General features: G+C 68.0%; 17 protein-coding genes. 11 read left to right on the forward strand and 6 right to left on the reverse strand.

All coding sequences use genetic code 11. The annotated features are described in order from the left end of the window. The first annotated feature begins 106 nt into the window (after positions 1–106). The 3 genes from FND50_RS31050 to FND50_RS31060 all read left to right on the forward strand — a co-directional run bounded on the left by FND50_RS31050 (position 107) and on the right by FND50_RS31060 (position 2371). On the forward strand, positions 107–1384 hold the full coding sequence (locus FND50_RS31050; RefSeq protein ID WP_007297570.1) for an aromatic acid/H+ symport family MFS transporter: 1278 nt from the start codon (positions 107–109) through the stop codon (positions 1382–1384). Between the two features lie 91 nt (positions 1385–1475). Then, positions 1476–1952: a VOC family protein gene (locus FND50_RS31055; RefSeq protein ID WP_005566320.1), complete on the forward strand. Its 477-nt coding sequence runs from the start codon at positions 1476–1478 to the stop codon at positions 1950–1952. 26 nt (positions 1953–1978) lie between these two features. Continuing rightward, entirely contained in the window at positions 1979–2371 is a 393-nt protein-coding gene (locus FND50_RS31060; protein ID WP_005259071.1) for a VOC family protein, read from the forward strand. Here the strand turns inward: FND50_RS31060 and aztA are convergent. After that, entirely contained in the window at positions 2352–2987 is a 636-nt protein-coding gene (aztA, locus tag FND50_RS31065; RefSeq protein ID WP_144288255.1) for a zinc ABC transporter ATP-binding protein AztA, read from the reverse strand. The genes FND50_RS31060 and aztA overlap by 20 nt on opposite strands. Positions 2988–3005: 18 nt before the next feature. Between aztA and aztB the strand changes: the two genes are divergently transcribed. The 4 genes from aztB (at position 3006) to aztD (ending at position 7295) form a co-directional block, all read left to right on the forward strand. Next, positions 3006–3860: a zinc ABC transporter permease AztB gene (gene aztB / locus FND50_RS31070; RefSeq protein ID WP_144288256.1), complete on the forward strand. Its 855-nt coding sequence runs from the start codon at positions 3006–3008 to the stop codon at positions 3858–3860. 13 nt (positions 3861–3873) lie between these two features. Continuing rightward, positions 3874–5148, forward strand: a complete 1275-nt coding sequence (locus tag FND50_RS31075) for an ABC transporter (RefSeq protein ID WP_144288257.1) — start codon at positions 3874–3876, stop codon at positions 5146–5148. Between the two features lie 5 nt (positions 5149–5153). Further along, entirely contained in the window at positions 5154–6065 is a 912-nt protein-coding gene (aztC, locus tag FND50_RS31080; protein WP_144289207.1) for a zinc ABC transporter substrate-binding protein AztC, read from the forward strand. A 75-nt stretch (positions 6066–6140) separates the two neighbouring features. Next, a complete protein-coding gene (aztD, locus tag FND50_RS31085; protein WP_144288258.1) occupies positions 6141–7295 on the forward strand; it encodes a zinc metallochaperone AztD in 1155 nt (384 codons plus the stop codon). 16 nt (positions 7296–7311) lie between these two features. Here aztD and FND50_RS31090 read toward each other — a convergent pair whose 3' ends face one another. Genes FND50_RS31090 through FND50_RS31100 form a run of 3 tightly spaced genes read right to left on the reverse strand, consistent with a single transcriptional unit; the run spans position 7312 to position 10554 of the window. Continuing rightward, positions 7312–7731 carry a carboxymuconolactone decarboxylase family protein gene (locus FND50_RS31090; protein WP_007297563.1) on the reverse strand — a complete coding sequence of 140 codons (420 nt, stop codon included), beginning with the start codon at positions 7729–7731 and terminating at the stop codon, positions 7312–7314. A 43-nt stretch (positions 7732–7774) separates the two neighbouring features. Next, positions 7775–9322, reverse strand: coding sequence for an NAD-dependent epimerase/dehydratase family protein (locus FND50_RS31095; protein ID WP_144289208.1), 1548 nt, complete (start codon positions 9320–9322; stop codon positions 7775–7777). Next, positions 9322–10554 carry an aminotransferase class I/II-fold pyridoxal phosphate-dependent enzyme gene (locus FND50_RS31100; protein WP_007297561.1) on the reverse strand — a complete coding sequence of 411 codons (1233 nt, stop codon included), beginning with the start codon at positions 10552–10554 and terminating at the stop codon, positions 9322–9324. The genes FND50_RS31095 and FND50_RS31100 overlap by 1 nt, the downstream gene beginning before the upstream one ends. 164 nt (positions 10555–10718) lie before the next feature. Here FND50_RS31100 and FND50_RS31105 point away from each other — a divergent pair, with 164 nt between their 5' ends. Then, positions 10719–11834, forward strand: a complete 1116-nt coding sequence (locus FND50_RS31105) for an acyl-CoA dehydrogenase family protein (protein WP_144288259.1) — start codon at positions 10719–10721, stop codon at positions 11832–11834. Positions 11835–11911: 77 nt separating this feature from the next. Next, positions 11912–12280, forward strand: coding sequence for an MmcQ/YjbR family DNA-binding protein (locus FND50_RS31110; protein ID WP_005259088.1), 369 nt, complete (start codon positions 11912–11914; stop codon positions 12278–12280). Here the strand turns inward: FND50_RS31110 and FND50_RS31115 are convergent. Beyond that, on the reverse strand, positions 12261–13613 hold the full coding sequence (locus FND50_RS31115; protein ID WP_144288260.1) for a TIGR01777 family oxidoreductase: 1353 nt from the start codon (positions 13611–13613) through the stop codon (positions 12261–12263). The genes FND50_RS31110 and FND50_RS31115 overlap by 20 nt on opposite strands. A gap of 80 nt (positions 13614–13693) precedes the next feature. On the opposite strand from FND50_RS31115, the gene FND50_RS31120 reads away from it, so the two are divergent. Further along, positions 13694–15175 carry an SDR family oxidoreductase gene (locus FND50_RS31120; protein ID WP_005259093.1) on the forward strand — a complete coding sequence of 494 codons (1482 nt, stop codon included), beginning with the start codon at positions 13694–13696 and terminating at the stop codon, positions 15173–15175. On the opposite strand, the gene FND50_RS31125 is transcribed toward FND50_RS31120, so the two are convergent. After that, on the reverse strand, positions 15154–15756 hold the full coding sequence (locus FND50_RS31125) for a lipocalin family protein (protein ID WP_144288261.1): 603 nt from the start codon (positions 15754–15756) through the stop codon (positions 15154–15156). The two genes, FND50_RS31120 and FND50_RS31125, sit on opposite strands and share 22 nt — an antisense overlap. 193 nt (positions 15757–15949) lie before the next feature. Between FND50_RS31125 and FND50_RS31130 the strand changes: the two genes are divergently transcribed. Further along, positions 15950–16615, forward strand: a complete 666-nt coding sequence (locus FND50_RS31130; protein ID WP_005259097.1) for a fasciclin domain-containing protein — start codon at positions 15950–15952, stop codon at positions 16613–16615. Positions 16616–16719 lie beyond the last annotated feature (104 nt).

Here is a 16719-nt window from a genome sequence, read left to right on the forward strand (position 1 = left end):
GTGTGGAGTAGCCGATGTTTGACAGGCAACTATGGCGCGCCACACAATGGGTGCGCTCATAGAACCGGTGTTCGTATCGCGAACCCCGCCGAATGTCGAGGACATCATGCCCACTTCCCAACGAAGCGCCGTCCGCGCTTCCACCGCCCTCTGGGTCGCGCCCCTCTGCTGGGTAGCCGTGCTGCTCGACGGCTTCGACCTGGTGGTCCTCGGCGCCGTCATCCCTTCACTTCTCGACTACGAGGACTGGGGTCTGACCACCGGAACGATCACGTTCATCTCGACATTCGGCCTGGTCGGCATGACCATCGGCGCACTGGTCATCGGCACGCTCACCGACGTCATCGGACGCCGGCGGGCCCTCCTGTATGCCGTTGCGGCGTTCTCCGTTCTCACGCTCCTCTGCGCGGTGGCACCCAACCCGTTCTTCTTCGGACTGTTCCGCTTCCTGGCTGGGGTCGGACTCGGCGGCGCACTGCCGACTGCGCTGGCCCTGGTCAACGAGTTCTCGAAGAGGCAGGGCGGCGGCTCCGCGTCGACGCTGCTGATGACCGGGTATCACGTGGGTGCTGTCGCGACCGCTGCGCTGGCGATCGTGCTGATCGAACCGTTCGGCTGGCGTTCGATGTTCGTCGTCGGCGCCCTGCCCGCCGTGGTCCTGATTCCGCTGATGCTGCGGTATCTCCCCGAGTCCCCCTCGTACCTGCTGGCGCACGGCAAGCGCGCCGAGGCCGAGGCCGTCGCGAAGCAGTACGGCCTGGAACTGGAAGCGGCACCCGCCGCCGACGCTCCCGTCGCGGCCTCGGCGAACCCGGTGCGCGCCCTGTTCTCGCGTCCGTTCCTGCGCAACAGCATCGCCATCTGGGTCACCTCGTTCATGGGACTGCTACTCGTCTACGGCCTCAACACGTGGCTGCCGACGATCATGCGCGAGGCGGGCTACAACCTCGGCGCGTCGCTGACGTTCCTGCTTATCCTCAACGCGGGCGCGGTGGTCGGACTGCTGATCGCGGGCGGCGTCGCCAACAAGATCGGCCCGCGCACGGCGGCCATCATCTGGTTCGCGGGCGCCGCGGTGTTCCTCGCCCTGCTCAGCGTCAAGGTGTCGTTCGGCATCTACGCCCTGGTGTTCCTCGCCGGCTGCTTCGTGTTCAGCGCACAGGTCCTCGTCTACGCGTTCACGAGCGCCAACCACCCGCCGCAGATCCGCGCCACCGCACTCGGCTGGTCGGCCGGTGTGGGCCGGGTCGGCGCGATCTGCGGTCCGATCCTCGGCGGCGTTCTGCTGGGCGCCGGCTACGCGGTGCCGTGGGGCTTCTACGCATTCGCCCTGGTAGGGCTGTTCGGAGCGATCGCCATCTCGTCCACCCGGACGGTGCGCTGAACTCCTGACAGCCGTCCGATGAGTTTCGGGCGTGGGCGCGGTCTATATCGGCGAGGATGAATCGACGAGGACCTGCGAGAGGAACTGCGCCATGAAACCCATCACCCCCTGCCTCTGGTTCGACACCCAAGGCGAAGAGGCCGCGAAGTTCTACACGTCCCTGTTTCCGAATTCGCGGATCACGGAGGTCACCCACTACGGTCCGAACACTCCCGGTCCGGAGGGGGCGGTGTTGACGGTGTCCTTCGAGATCAACGGGCAGCCGTTCATCGCGCTCAACGGGGGGCCGCAGTTCACGTTCGACGAGGCCATCTCTTTCGAGATCCTGTGCAAGGATCAGGAGGAAGTGGACCGGTACTGGGACGCCCTCACCGGCGACGGCGGCGAGGAAAGCCAATGCGGTTGGGTCAAGGACCGTTTCGGCGTCTCCTGGCAAGTGGTGCCCGAGCGGCTGTACGAACTCATGCGCGACCCGGACACCGAGAAGGCACAGCGCGCCATGCAGGCCATGCTGAAGATGCGCAAACTCGACGTCGCCGAACTCGAGAAGGCGTTCGCGCAGGCGTGACGCCTGCCGACGAGAGGGTGGACGGTATGAGCGCGGACGGCAAGACCCACATCAACGGTGTGCACACGGTGGCGGTCCCCGTCACCGATCAGGATAGGGCCCTCGAATTCTATGTGGGCACACTCGGTTTCGAGCGTCGCATGGATGCGGAGTTCAGCCCCGGACAGCGGTGGGTGGAGGTGGCGCCACCGGGATCGGCGACGTCGATCGCGCTCGTCCCGACCCGTGACGGCGTCCCCGCGGGCGTCGAGACGGGCATCCGCCTCACCACCTCGGACGCCGACGCCGATCATGCGACCCTGTCGGCGAACGGCGTGGACGTGGACGCGGAGGTCATGCGGATGGGCGACTACGTGCCTCCCATGTTCTATTTCCGGGATCCGGACGGAAACAAACTCGTCATCGTCGAAGTGGGGTGAGCTGCACCCCCGACGACAGGGTCAGCACCTGGTCGGCGCGTTCCGCGTCGTGGGATTCGTGCGTGGCCACGACGACGATCGCACCCCGCGCCGCTTCTTCGCCGACGACGTCGCCGATCACCGCGCGGGCCTCCGCGTCGAGACCGGTGGTGGGCTCGTCGAGGAGCAGCAGGTCGCCGCGTTGCACGAGCGCCTGCGCGAGCAGGGCGCGTTGACGCTGCCCGCCCGACAGTGTGCCGATCCGCCGTCGGCCGAGATCCGCGAGACCGAGCCTGTTCAGCGCCTCGTCGACGGCGTCCCGGTCGCCGGGAGTGAGCCGCCGCCACAATCCACGTCGGTGCCAGGCCCCCATTGCCGCCACTTCGCGCACGGTCAGCGGTAGCTGATCGCTCACCGCATTGCGTTGCGGCACATATGCCGTTCCCAACCCCTTCGTGCCGTCGATCCGTCCCGTCGTCGGTCGCGCGATGCCCGCCAGGCACTGCAGGAGCGTCGACTTCCCCGAACCGTTGTGCCCCACGACGGCTGTGACGGTACCCGGTGTGAGCTGCACGCTCACACCGTTCAACGCCGGGGTCGGGCCATACCGGACCGCGATTTCGCTTACGACAATCATTATCGTTAGATTAGCAGAGTGCAGTGGCTACTCGACCCCCTGATGGTGTCCTTCGTCCGGCGCGCGCTCTTCGCGGGAATGCTGGTGTCCGTCCTCTGCGGGTTGGTGGGCACGTGGGTCGTGTTGCGCGGCATGGCCTTCATGAGCGAGGCCATCTCACACGGCATGCTGCCCGGGGTTGCCGTCGCCTATCTCGCCGGCGCGAATCTCCTCCTCGGCGCGGCCGCGAGTGCGGTCGTCATGATCCTCGGTGTCGCCTGGGTGTCGAAGAATTCGCGACTGTCCGAGGACACCGGGATCGGCCTGCTGTTCGTCGGCATGCTCGCACTGGGTGTCGTGATCGTGTCGCGCGCACGGTCGTTCGCGGTCGATCTCACAGCCTTCCTGTTCGGTGACGTCCTGTCGGCGACACGGGGAGATCTGGTCTGGCTCGCGGCGGCGGCCGCGGTCGCCGGGATCGTCTCGGTGATCGCATACCGCCCCTTCGTCGCCCTCGTCTTCGACGAACGCAAGGCGCACACCCTGGGTCTGCAGCCGCGGTGGGCGCACCTCGCGCTCCTCGCACTGGTGGTCCTCGCGGTGGTCGCCTCGTTCCGCATCGTCGGCACCCTGCTCGTGTTCGGCCTCCTCGTCGCTCCGTCCGCCACCGCAGCACTGTTCGGCAGGTCGATCGGCGCGACGATGGCGATTGCCGTGCTCCTCGGCTGGTCGGCCACCTTCGCAGGGCTGATCGTGTCGTGGAATGCCGACACCGCCGCGGGCGCGACGATCGCCGGAATCGCCGTGCTCCAGTTCTTCGTCGCGGCCCTGGCCCGGTCGGCGGCGCGACGACTTCGGCCTGCCCTCTTACCCACTCCGATTCCCGTTCGATAGATGGAGACCACGAATGCCGATCACGACCCTCGCCCGCGCAGCAATTGCCGCGGTCGCCGCGCTGACGCTCGGCGCCTGCGCATCCCCACAAGAGGAGGCCGCATCCCCCGACGGCCGGAGCCAACCGGGTAGCGACCTTGCCGCCGAGGCCGGATCCACCGAGGTCGAGGGGCCCGAACCTCGGCTCGTCGTGTCGGACGCCGACTCCGGTCGCGTGGACGTGCTCGACCTCGCGACGGCAGAGACTCTCCATTCGTTCGAGTTCGACAACCCGACGCGGGTGACGACGGTGAAGGACCGCTACGCGTTCGCCGTGGACGGCGCCGGCGGCGCCGTGCATGTCGTGGACGCCGGTTCCTGGACCATCGATCACGGGGACCACACCCACTCGTACACCAAGCCACCGGTCGAACTCGGCGCCCTCGAGGGCGGCAAGCCGGCGCACGTGATCGAAGGCGACGACAAGGTGGCGACGTTCTTCGACGGCGACGGACTCGCCCGCGTGATCGACTTCGCCGCGCTCCGCAAGGACAGCGTCCACGTCGGGACCGTCGTGGACGCCGACGCTCCGCACCACGGCGTCGCCCTCCCGATCGCCGACGGGTTCGTGGTGTCGCGCTCGGCCGCGGACGGAACCGGTTCCCGCCCCGGCACGTTCGAGGTCCACACGGCGGACGGGCAGGTCGAGCAGAGCTTCGAGACCGCCTGCCCGAACATACAAGGCACGGCCGTGTCCGACACGGGCGTACTGGCCGCGTGCGACGACGGACTGTTCCTCGCGACCACCGCAGCCGGGGCGTGGATGTCGGAGAAGGTTCCGTACCCGGTGGGCATCGACGCCGCCACCCGACCCACGTCGTTCCGCGGACACGACGGCCTGCCGATCCACGTCGCCGCCGCCGGACCCGCCGCCACCAACGTCGGGGTGCTGGTCTTCGATGCACGCACCCGCGGGTGGACGCACGTCCGGACCCCGGACCGCGCGCTGAGCGTCGCAGTGGCGGGCGACGGTCGCTCCGTGTTCGCGGTCCTCGCGGACGGCACCTTCCGCATGTTCGACACGACGACCGGCGCGGAGACCGCTTCCTCGCACGTGCTGGCCACCCCCTACGACTGGAGTGACGAGTCCGCGACCCCGCCTGCCGTGGTCGTCGGCGGCACCCGCGCGTACGTCTCGGATCCCGCATCGAAGACGGTGACCGAGATCGACTTCCGGGACAACGCGCGGGTGGCGCGGACTCTCGACGTCGGAGTCGCCGCGTCCACCCTCGGCGTGGTCGGGCTGTGAGCAAAATGCAGCGCCTACTGCCGCCGACCCTCCTGACCGCACTCGCGGCACTGTCCGTGACCGGGTGCACCCCGGGCGCGTCCGAAGGGCCCGTGGTGGTCGTGACCACGAACATTCTGGGCGACGTGGTGCAGAACGTCGTCGGCGACCAGGCCGACGTGAAGGTGCTGATGCCGAGAGGCGCCGATCCCCATTCGTTCGAGATCTCCGCATCGGACGCCGCGCGGGTGGAGCGTGCCGACCTCCTCGTGTCGAACGGTCTCGGACTCGAGGAGGGAATCGGCAAGACCGTCGACACCGCACGCTCCGAGGGCGTCCCGATCCTGCAGGTCGGTGAGGCCGTGCGGCCGATCGAGTACCGTTCCGGAAAGTCCACGGGCACCATGGATCCGCACATCTGGACCGATCCGGACCGGGTACGCGAGGCCGTTGCACTGATCCGCGACGCGGTGATCGAACACGTGCCGGAATTCGATGCGGGAGCCGTCCGCACGAACTCGGACAGCTACGCCCGGCAACTCGAGGAACTCACTGCCCGGATGGCAGACAGATTCGCGACCGTCCCCGCAGATCGGCGAAAGCTGGTGACCAATCATCATGTCTTCGGTTATCTGGCCGAACGTTTCGGCTTCGATACCGTGGGGGCGGTGATTCCCAGCGGAACCACCCTGGCATCGCCCAGCGCGTCGGACCTCTCGGACCTCGCCGCGACGATCACCGCGGCGAGGGTTCCCGCGATCTTCGTCGACTCCTCCCAGCCCGATCGGCTCGCGCAGGTAATGGCCTCGGAGGCCGGTGTTCCCGTGGACGTCGTCTCGCTGTTCACGGAGTCACTGGGCGAGTACGGCTCGGGCGCGGGCACGTACATCGAGATGATGGATTCGAATTCCCTGGCGATCGCGGAGGGCCTGGCGTAGCGATGCATTCACACATGCACACTTCCGACTTTGACAACCGTTTGCATTAAGAGTTAATTCTCCTGGGTGACCCTTATGCGTAGACCTCTCCCCACCGCCGTTGCCGCCGTGGCACTCTCGGCGACACTTCTCACGTCCTGCTCCACCGACTCCGGCGCGGCCGAAGCGACCACCACCGACTCGGCCACACCGCGACTGGCACTGAGCTACGACGGCGGCGTGCTGGTTCTGGACGCGCAGAGCCTCGACGTGGTCGGTTCGGTCGAGGTGGACGGCTTCACCCGGCTCAACCCCGCAGGCGACGACCGGCACGTGCTGGTCAGCACCGGAAACAGTTTCACCGCCCTCGACACCGCCGAACCCGCCCTCACCGACGTCGCGTTCGAGGCGAAGACGCCCGGCCACGTGGTCCGGCACGACGGCAAGACGGTGCTGTTCGACGACGGCACCGGACTGGTGCGCGTGTTCGATCCGGCCGGACTCTCCGAAGGAACACCCGACACCACCGAGTTCACGACGCCCGAGGCGCATCACGGAGTGGCCGTGGAACTCTCGGACGGCAGCCTGCTCACCACCGTAGGCAACGAGGACGAGCGCACCGGCATCGTCGTACTCGACCGCGACCGCAAGGAGATCGCACGCAACGAGGACTGCCCCGGTGTGCACGGCGAAGCCGTCGCCGCCGACGAGACGGTGGTGGTGGGATGCCAGAACGGCCTGCTGATCTACCGGGACGGCGTCATCACCAAGGTCACCAGCCCCGATCCCTACGGGCGCATCGGCAACCAGGCCGGCGACGAGGATTCACCGATACTGCTGGGCGATTACAAGACCGACCCCGACGCCGAACTCGAGCGCCCCGAACGGGTCTCGCTCACCGACACCGCCACCGGACAACTCACCCTCGTCGACCTGGGCACCAGCTACACGTTCCGCTCGCTCGGGCGCGCCCCGCACGGTGAGGCACTCGTCCTCGGCACCGACGGCGCCGTGCACGTGATCGACCCGAACAGCAAGGCGGTGAGCCGCACCGTCGACGTCCTCGATCCGTGGACGGAGCCGGACAAGTGGCAGTCGCCGCGGCCTGCGCTGTACGTGCAGGACCACACCGCCTACGTGACCGACCCCGCGAACAAGAAGATCCACACGGTCGACCTCGACACCTGGACCGTATCCGGCCAGGCCGACCTGCCGGAGATCCCGAACGAGATCACCGGCGTCACGGGCTGATTCGCATACCGCGGCGTCAGTCTTCGGTTTCCAGCGGTCCCAGTTCCGCGTCGAGCGCCTCCTGCACCACGGCCATCGCCGACAACCCGGCGGGGGCGCCGCAGTAGGCGCTCGCGTGGATCACCGCTTCGACGACCTCGGTGCGGGTCAGACCGTTTCGCAGTGCACCCCGCACGTGGCCCTTCAGCTCACCGTGTGCACGCAGCGCGATGAGCATGCCGAGGTTGAGGAGGCTGCGGCTGCGCCGGTCCAGCCCCGGCCGGTTCCACACGGCGTCCCAGACGTGCTCGGTGACGAACTCCTGCAGCTGCTCGCTGTCGGTCCCCGCCGTGCGAGTGAGTGCCCGCTCGACGAAGTCGGGGCCCATCACCTCACGCCGTACCGTCAGACCCGCCTCGACGGCCGGACTCCGCTTCCCGGGTTCTTCACTGGTCATGGGTTCACTCCTGTTCACAGCGCCTGTGTGTTCGGGAGTCACTCTACGAGTCGACGCGATCGGCGCGGGTGAGTGCGACGACGTCTCGGACGGAGTGGGCGTGCGGGATGTGCCCGAGCCCACCCTCGTACCGCAGCCTCCGCGGGAGCAGCCCGTCGGCCGGGTTGACCGACACGTGGGTCCGCGAACGGGCCACCTTCGATCGCCATCGCCCCGGCCGCGACACGCGCTCGGTCGCGTCGCCGACCCTCACCACGAGCGGAGTGACACCGAACCGGATCCGGGCGTAGCCGAGCGCAACCGCCAGGGCGTCGTTCACCCCGGCCACCGTCGCACGACCACGCTTCCCCGTGCTCAACCCGTGCCCGGGGAGGTCCACGACGACGACGTCGACCCCGTTCTCCGCCAACTCGGCGGCGAACGGGGTGAGATACCGCGCGTGGAGCCCGGGCGGCGCGGGCAGGACGACGGTGGCTGCGCCGCCCGAATCGACCTTGGCTGCGCCGCCCGACCGCGCCACGTGAACCTCGGCGTGCACGGCACCGGTCGCCGCGGGAATCTGGACGTGTTCGAGCCCGCGACCGTCGATGCCGACGAATTCGGACGCCGGCTCCAGCGCCGCCTCGCAGGCGATGCGCCGTTCCAGGGCATCTTCCCTGCGCAGCACGGGTTTCCCCTGCAGCAGGACCATGACGGCCGCCGACTCCCGGGCCGTCAGCGTCGGTGCCCAGCCGGTCGCCTCGGTCAGGCGCGTCGAATCGACGACGGTCTCGCCCACGGTCACCCACTGGCCGGAGAACGCGGTGAGTCCGAGCCGGAACGCGACGTTCGCCGCCACGACCGCCGGTCGTTCGGGTACGTCGAACATTCGCTGCCCCTGCATTGCCGCGAGCTCGCGGACACCCACCCAGTCCCGCGGTCCGAGGTTGAACGGGCCCACGAGATCCTGCTTCACGGCGCGATGGAACGCGTCCGCCATGTCCCGCTGGTGCAGGAATTGATACGCGGCGTCGTCGGCCCGCGGAAACGCCCCGACCGGGCCGGTGAGCTGGTCGATGCCGTCGTTGGAGAAGTCCGGGCCGATGATGTAGGTGGGACGCAGCATCGAGATCGCCATCTCCCCCTGATGGCGGCGCAGCCACCACTCCGCGTAATGCTCGACCTCGGCCTTGTCGTGGAAATAGTATCGGTCGGGATCACCTGCGGGATAGACGTCTTCGTTCACCGGCTCCGGCCGTAACTCCGGTCCGTACGCGTTGATGCTCGACGCGATCACGACGCGCACCACGCCTGCCCGGTAGGCGGAGTCGATGACGTTGCGGGAACCCCTCAGGTTGATGTCGTGGGTCGCCGTCTTGTCCCGGATCTCCTCCACCACGAACGCCAGGTGGACCACGGCCTCGCAGCCACGGAACACCTCCTCGATGCCCGGATCACGAATGTCCATCCGGACCGACTCGAGTTTCGGATGTTCGATCGGCAGTTCCCGCCTGCCGAGCCCGACCACCGTGTCGATGTCCGGATCCGCCAGCAGCACAGGGAGGATCGCGGCGCCGAAGTCGCTCGTCGCCCCGGTGACGGCAACCTTCATCACGCGGCGGCCTCCGTGACGGTCTCGGAGATCACTTCCACCGCCCGCCGCAACTGTGCGTCCGTGTGGGTGGCCATGACGCACAACCGGAGCATCGCGCCCGAGCGGGGAACGGCGGGATAGAGTGCCGCGCTGGTGAACACGCCCTTGTCGAACAGGGTGCGCCAGAGGTTCATCGCCTCGAGGTCGTCGCCGACGTGGACGGACACGATGGGCGTCACCGTCTCACCACCATCGGGCAGCGGCGACAGCGCACCCACGTCGAGTCCGTTGTCCACCAGTCCGGACCGCAGGACCGCGGCGTTGTCCAGTGCGCGTCGTGCGCGCTGTTCCCCTTCCTCGCTGCGGATCAGCCGCACCGCGGCGAGGGACGCCCCCACCGCGGCGGGAACACCGGATGTCGTGAACAGGAAGGCACGGGCATTCACTCGCAGCGAGTCCAGGAGGTCACGCGACCCCGCGATGAATCCGCCCGTGGAACTGGGGCTCTTGGACAGCGACGCCATCCGGATGTCGGTGTCGCCGTCGATGCCGAGCAGTTCGGCGGCGCCGGTCCTCTGCTCGCCGAAGATGCCGAGACTGTGCGCCTCGTCCACCATCAGGGCCGCACCGTAGCGGTCACAGAGTTCGGAGACCGCGCCGAGTGGGGCGAGATCGCCCTCCATCGAGTACAACCCGTCCACGATCACCAGCACCACGCCGTCCGCGTCTGCGGTGTCCCCGAGAATGCTCTCCAGGTCGGCGACGTCGTTGTGACGGAACTTGCGGATCGTCGCACCGGACAGAGCACATCCGTCTCGAATCGACGCGTGGGCGGCGGAGTCGACGGCGACGACGTCGCCCACGCCGACGACGGCACTGATGGTGCCGAGATTCGTTTGATAGCCGGTGGTGAAGACCATGGCGTCCTCGGTGCCGTGCCATTCGGCGATTTCCGATTCGAGGTCGAGGTGCAGGTCCATGGTGCCGTTCAGGAGGCGGCTTCCGGTGATCGCGCCGCCGAACGTGTCGAGGGCGTCCTGCGCTCCCTGACGGATGGCGGGGTGATCGGCCAGCCCCAGATAGTTGTTGGAACCGAGCATGATCCGGTCGGCGCCCTCCACCTGGACGATCGGCGCGGTGGCGGACTCCATCACCCGGAAGTACGGACTCACGTCGGACTCACGAACTGCCCGGAGCAGATCTACCCGGTCGTCGCCACCCAGCCTCTGGATCAATCTGTTCACAGCCATCGATTTCTCCTCGCGGTGTGCATGATCGGAATTTCTCCGTTGATTCGGAGCGGTGGCGGATGAGGTTTGGTGGCACCGACCAAACCGGATTACTCCTCACTCCGAATATCCCTATGGATCTCCCTGGAGATCCGAAATTTCCGCGAACACATTCGAGGAGTGTCATGACCGCATTGATGGCCCGTGAACACGCAGCGCTGAAGTCGTATCTGCCCGACCTCGCAACTTACCTGGACGAGACACCACTGCTGACGCTGGAGGGCCGGGGCAGCGGGGCGATCGGGCGCTTCCGGGACGCGGGCGGTACCGCACTGACCATTCCGAAGGAGTCCGGCGGGCTGGGCGCCTCCGCCCTGGACTCCGTGCGGGTCCAACGGGCGATCGGGAGCAGGTCGCCGTCTCTCGGCGCCGCCGCCACCATGCACCATCTGTCGCTCGCCACCCTCAACGAGTTCGCGCAGGAGGCGACGGACGAGGACCGCGCGCTGATCACGAGCCTGGTGGAACAACGCGCCGTCGTCGCCTCCGGCTTCTCCGAGGGCGTCACCGGGGACAACGTCTTCATCCCCACGATGACCGCCACCAGGAACGGGTCGAGCTACATCGTCAACGGCAGCAAGAAGCCGTGCAGCCTGTCGAGTTCGATGGACCTGCTCACCGCCAGTGTGGAGGTCGACACCGGTGAGCGGGCGATCGCGCTGATCCCCGCCGGCACCCCCGGCATTTCAGTGCGCCCGTTCTGGGAGAGCTGGATACTCGCGGGAGCCGAGAGCGACGAGGTGCACCTCGAGGACGTCGAGGTGCCCGCCGACCTCGTCCTCCTCAACGGCGCCGACGACCCCGACGGCCGACACGAGATGACCGGGTACCTGTGGTTCGGCATGCTCGTCACCGCGAATTACCTGGGCGCGGCGAGCGCGCTGCTCGAGCGGCTACTGGCGGCGGGCAAGGACGACTACGAGGGTTACGTGCGCGCCGCCGCCGACGTGGAGAACGCGATGGCCGCGATCGAGAACATCGCCCGCGCCGTCGACGAAGGCGAACGCGGACAGGATATCTCGGTGCGGCTGCTGTTCTCGCGTATCGCGATTCGCGACGCACTCGTCCGCGCGTCCGCGGCGGCCGTCGAATCGCTCGGCGGGATCGCGTTCATCACATCCTCCGACATCGGCTACCTTACCGCCGCCGTCCACGCATTCGCCTTCCACCCGCCGTCACGGCGATCGGTCTCCGAATCGCTCGCCAAGTTCCACGCCGGAGACGAATTCGCCTTCGTCTGACCCCGCCGCGGTCCGGGCTGTCGGTGATCCGGGATATAAAGGTCCCCGGACCACCGACCGCCCGACCAGGAGCTGTGATGCCCACCGAACACGACGTGCGCGCGATGATGCTGGCATTGCCGGAGGCGCACGAGGTGGTGATCGCCAACTGGGGCGACCAGCCGACGTTCCGCGTGCGCAAGAAGATGTTCGGTCTCGTCGGGTACGGCGCCCCCACCGTCTGCCTCAAAGCGACGAAGGAAACGCAGGCGGCTCTGCTGCAGGAGGATCCCGACGTCTTCCTGGTCGCACCGTTCTTCGGGCGGTGGGGCTGGATCGACGTCGTCCTCGACCGCGTCGACGCCGAAGAACTGGCCGAACTCGTCGAGGAGGCGTGGCGTCTCACCGCCCCGAAGCGCGTCGTGGCGGCGTACGACGCCGGGCGCGCTACCCCTCGTCGGTCTTGAACCGACCGAGCTGGTGGCGCAGCGCCGTGTCGAGGTCGGGGCGGCGGAACCGGTGACCGCGCTCGCGGAGCTTCTCCGGGGCGACGCGCTGATCGGCCAGGGCGAGCTCGCGTGCGCCCTGCTCGCCGAGCAGCAGCTTCGGCCCGAAGTCGGGGACCGGGAGGAAGGCCGGGCGGTGCAGTACCGACGCCAGAACTGCGGTGTACTCCTCGTTGCGAACCGGATTCGGCGCCACCGCGTTGACCGGACCGCTCAACCCCGAATCGACGACGGCGCGATGGTAGACGTCGATCAGATCGTCGATGTCGATCCACGACAGCCACTGCGTTCCGGCACCGAGACGACCTCCGAGTCCGACCTCGAACAGCGGCCGTTGCAGGCGCAGCACGCCGCCGCTCGGCGATTGGACGATCCCGGTGCGGACGTGGACCACCCGCAGTCCGGCGTCGGCGGCCGGCGTCGCCGCGTCCTCCCAGTCCGCCACGACGTCGGCGAGGAAGCCGTCACCCCGCGGGTCCTGCTCGCGCAACACCTCGTCGCCCCGGTCGGGGCCGTAGTACCCGACCGCCGACGCACTGACGAAGATCTTCGGTCCCTGCCCGGACGCTGCCGCCACTTCCGCCAGCCGACGGGTGGGCTCGATACGACTGTCCCTGACCGCCCGGCGATGACCGTCGGTGAACCGTCCCGCGATGGACGCGCCGGCGAGGTGGATCACCGCGTCGACTCCGTCGAGCAGGTCCGCGGCAGGAGCGTCCGGGTTCCAGCGCCGCTCGTCGGGTGTGCTGGGAGCGCGGCGCACGAGACGGATCACCCGGTGCCCGCCGGTGCTCAGGAACGCGGTGAGGGCGGAGCCGACCAGACCGGAACTCCCCGTCACCGCGACGGTGAGGGGACCGGGCAGGAGGGTGGACGCCCAGTGGTGCCGGTCCATGTCGTCGGCGAGCTGGCGGTGGCGGTAGACGAACGTCGACCGGAGGAAGTGGCCGGGCACGATGGTGTCGACCTGATCGGTGACCCGAGTCCGGCCCTCGGACACGACGTCGAACGTATGGGTGTGCCGCCACGGCACCAGCAGTCGCAGCGGCAGCGCGGCCGAATAGTCGACGAACCGGTGCGGGGGGTCGTACGCCTTCACGTCGTGCTGCGCAATCCACGTCAGGCCGCCGGGCATGCGCAGTTGGGCACGACCCGATTCCAGAGACTCGGACTCCTTCACGAGGCTCAGTGGCTGCCAGGGCGGTGAGAGCCGGGTGAACGCCCCCGCCCTCGTGTGCCAGGCGAACAACTCGTCCCGCGAGGCCTCGACCACGCTCGAATGCACGATGCCCATGACCCGACCTTAGTCGCCCATGACCCGACCTTAGTCGCGATAGCGGGCGAGGCGGTGACAACGACGGGTAGCGTGTGGGAATGACGCAGTTACGTGTACTGGTCACCGGTGCCACCGGATACATCGGCGGACGCCTTGCCCCCAGGCTTTCGCAAGCCGGCTACCGGGTGCGGGTGCTGGTGCGTTCACCCGAGAAACTGACCGACGTTCCGTGGGCGTCCGACGTCGAGATCGTCCGCGGCGACCTGAGCGATCCCGAATCCCTTTCTGCCGCTTTCACGGACGTCGACGTCGTCTATTACCTCGTGCATTCGATGGGCGGTTCGGAGGAGTTCGAGGAGGCCGAACGCGTCAGCGCGGAGAACGTGGCCGAGGCGGCCCGCACGTCCGGTGTCGGCCGGATCGTCTACCTCGGCGGACTGCATCCCGACTCGGTGGACCTCTCGCCGCACCTGCGCTCCCGCACACAGGTGGGGCAGATCCTGGTCGACTCCGGTGTTCCCACAATGGTTCTGCAGGCCGGGGTTGTCATCGGCTCCGGTTCGGCGTCGTTCGAGATGATCCGCCACCTCACCAACCGCCTCCCCGTGATGACCACCCCGCGGTGGGTGAACAACCGGATCCAGCCGATCGCGGTCCGCGACGTGCTGCACTACCTCGTCGCCGCGGCCGAGGCGCCGTTGCCGCGCAGCCGCACCTTCGACATCGGTGGCCCCGACGTCATCCGCTACGGCGAGATGATGCAGACGTACGCCGAGGTCGCGGGCCTGCGTCAGCGTCGCATCCTCGTCCTCCCGGTGCTGACCCCGAAGCTCGCCGGTCTGTGGATCGGTCTGGTCACCCCGATCCCCCGCTCACTCGGGCGGGCACTGATCGAATCACTCCACAACGACGCCGTCGCCACCGAGCACGACATCGACGACGTCATCCCACCGCCGAAGGCGGGCCTGACGACGTACCGGGACGCCGTGCGATTGGCATTGCGGCGCATCGACAACGGCGAGGTGGAGACGACCTGGGCCAGTGCGTCCCCGGTCGGCGCCCCGTCCGATCCGTTGCCGTCCGACCCGGATTGGGCCGGTGAGGTCGTCTACACCGACGAACGCACGAGGGACTGCGAAGCGGACGCCGGAACGCTGTGGAGCGTCGTCGAGAGCATCGGCGGCGAGAACGGGTGGTACTCGTTCCCACTCGCGTGGTCGGTGCGCGGCTGGCTCGACCGCGTGGTCGGCGGTGTCGGACTCACCCGCGGACGCCGGAACCCGAAGCAGCTCAACACCGGTGACCCCTTGGATTTCTGGCGGGTCGAACACATCGACCGGGGGTCTCTGCTACGGCTACGCGCCGAGATGCGGGCACCGGGCGGGGCGTGGCTCGAATGGCGAGTCCACAGTGTCGATTCCGACCGGTCCCGACTCGATCAACGAGCCATCTTCTTCCCGAAAGGCCTCGCCGGACGGCTGTACTGGTACTCCATCATGCCGTTCCACGGAATCATCTTCAAAGGCATGATGGAGAACATCACCGGCTCCGCTGCCCGTCAGACCGTGCAGAGCGGCTGAACTCCTTCTCGGCCACCGGTGGTCGGGGACGTCAGCAGCAGGCACGAGTTGTAGCCACGCGATTCCACCACCTGCCGGATCTGCTTCCATCCCGCGTCGTCGACCGCCGGGTTGCGGGAGAGGACGAAACCCGAAGCCCGTGCCGGGTCACCGACGAGCGCCCACGAGTAGTCGTCGGCGATGTAGGTGACCACATAGTTGGTGGGTCCGTCCGGTGAACTCTGGAACGGCACGTCCGGGAAACTCACGTGGAGTTGCGCATTGGTGACCGGATCGGTGACACGCGCGTTGCCGTTGATTCCGTTCGTCCCTCCCGCCCAGGTGGTGCACGAGTTGGCGACGCTGACGTTCGACGGGTCGACGAGCCCGTACGTCGCCCTGGTGTCCCGCGCACAGTCCAGGTTGAACGGCTGTGGCACAGCCGCCAACTGATACCACGTACCGAGGTACCTCTGGACGTCGAGAGACGGGACGGGTGCGAGCGCACCGGGCTGAGCGTGTGCCGGGCTCGCCGCCAGCACCACGGCCGCAGCCACGGTCAGAAGTCCTGCGGCGAATCCACGTACCTTCGAGCGTGACATCTCGGGTCCTTTCACGATAAACGGGCAGCCGGAACAGAGGGCCTGTCCAGCACCCTCTCTCAGGGCATTCGACGCCCCTCCCGGATCGGATGGGTCGATCCGGGAGAACCTTCGACCCATCCGATCGGGAGACCGCTCCGAATGCCTGTCGATGGTGCTCATCCGCACCCACACCGGAGAGAGGCAATAACCCATGAACATCACCACACGAGTTCTGGCAGTCGCAGCGAGCACATCCCTCGTCCTGCTGGGCGCAGCGTGTTCGTCGGACGACAGCGACTCGTCGAGCAGCGGCTCGGCCTCGGAGGCAATGACGTCCGAGTCGATGTCGTCCGGTTCGATGACCTCGTCCGCGATGGCCGATCCCGCCGCCAACCTGGTCGGTCCGGGCTGCGCCGAGTACGCGAAGACGGTGCCGGACGGTGCCGGTTCGGTCAGTGGCATGGCGCAGGATCCCGTCGCGACGGCCGCGTCCAACAACCCACTGCTCACCACCCTCACCGCCGCCATATCCGGTCAGCTCAACCCGCAGGTCAACCTGGTGGACACGCTGAACAGCGGACAGTTCACTGTGTTCGCGCCGGTGGACGCCGCGTTCGCGAAGGTCGACCCGGCCACCATCGAGACCCTCAAGACGGACCCGGCGCTGCTCACCAAGGTCCTGACCTACCACGTCGTCCCCGGTCAGATCGCGCCGAGTGACATCGACGGCCAGCACACGACCGTCGAGGGTGGCACGGTCACCGTCACCGGTTCGGGCGACGACCTGAAGGTCAACGACGCCGGCGTCATCTGCGGTGGCGTCCAGACCGCCAACGCCACCGTGTACCTGATCGACTCCGTCCTGATGCCCCAGTAAGCACGCTCGGTCTCACAGTTCTCCGCGCCCGGCGGCATCGGTCCCACACCGATGCCGCCGGGCTTCTCGCGTGCGCTTACGTGAGTGCCACGGTGCGCTCGGGC

Source organism: Rhodococcus sp. WB9 (genome assembly GCF_007558985.1).
GTDB lineage: Bacteria > Actinomycetota > Actinomycetes > Mycobacteriales > Mycobacteriaceae > Rhodococcus_F > Rhodococcus_F opacus.

Excerpts from the sequence above, each read along its gene's own strand:
- FND50_RS31105 (WP_144288259.1), top strand. The coding sequence starts at position 10,719 with ATGACCGCATTGATGGCCCGTGAACACGCAGCGCTGAAGTCGTATCTG.
- FND50_RS31055 (WP_005566320.1), top strand. The coding sequence starts at position 1,476 with ATGAAACCCATCACCCCCTGCCTCTGGTTCGACACCCAAGGCGAAGAG.
- FND50_RS31125 (WP_144288261.1), bottom strand. The coding sequence starts at position 15,756 with ATGTCACGCTCGAAGGTACGTGGATTCGCCGCAGGACTTCTGACCGTG.
- FND50_RS31075 (WP_144288257.1), top strand. The coding sequence starts at position 3,874 with ATGCCGATCACGACCCTCGCCCGCGCAGCAATTGCCGCGGTCGCCGCG.
- aztA (WP_144288255.1), bottom strand. The coding sequence starts at position 2,987 with ATGATTGTCGTAAGCGAAATCGCGGTCCGGTATGGCCCGACCCCGGCG.
- FND50_RS31115 (WP_144288260.1), bottom strand. The coding sequence starts at position 13,613 with ATGGGCATCGTGCATTCGAGCGTGGTCGAGGCCTCGCGGGACGAGTTG.
- aztC (WP_144289207.1), top strand. The coding sequence starts at position 5,154 with ATGCAGCGCCTACTGCCGCCGACCCTCCTGACCGCACTCGCGGCACTG.
- FND50_RS31060 (WP_005259071.1), top strand. The coding sequence starts at position 1,979 with ATGAGCGCGGACGGCAAGACCCACATCAACGGTGTGCACACGGTGGCG.
- FND50_RS31050 (WP_007297570.1), top strand. The coding sequence starts at position 107 with ATGCCCACTTCCCAACGAAGCGCCGTCCGCGCTTCCACCGCCCTCTGG.
- FND50_RS31100 (WP_007297561.1), bottom strand. The coding sequence starts at position 10,554 with ATGGCTGTGAACAGATTGATCCAGAGGCTGGGTGGCGACGACCGGGTA.
- aztD (WP_144288258.1), top strand. The coding sequence starts at position 6,141 with ATGCGTAGACCTCTCCCCACCGCCGTTGCCGCCGTGGCACTCTCGGCG.
- FND50_RS31090 (WP_007297563.1), bottom strand. The coding sequence starts at position 7,731 with ATGACCAGTGAAGAACCCGGGAAGCGGAGTCCGGCCGTCGAGGCGGGT.
- FND50_RS31110 (WP_005259088.1), top strand. The coding sequence starts at position 11,912 with ATGCCCACCGAACACGACGTGCGCGCGATGATGCTGGCATTGCCGGAG.
- FND50_RS31120 (WP_005259093.1), top strand. The coding sequence starts at position 13,694 with ATGACGCAGTTACGTGTACTGGTCACCGGTGCCACCGGATACATCGGC.
- FND50_RS31095 (WP_144289208.1), bottom strand. The coding sequence starts at position 9,322 with ATGAAGGTTGCCGTCACCGGGGCGACGAGCGACTTCGGCGCCGCGATC.
- FND50_RS31130 (WP_005259097.1), top strand. The coding sequence starts at position 15,950 with ATGAACATCACCACACGAGTTCTGGCAGTCGCAGCGAGCACATCCCTC.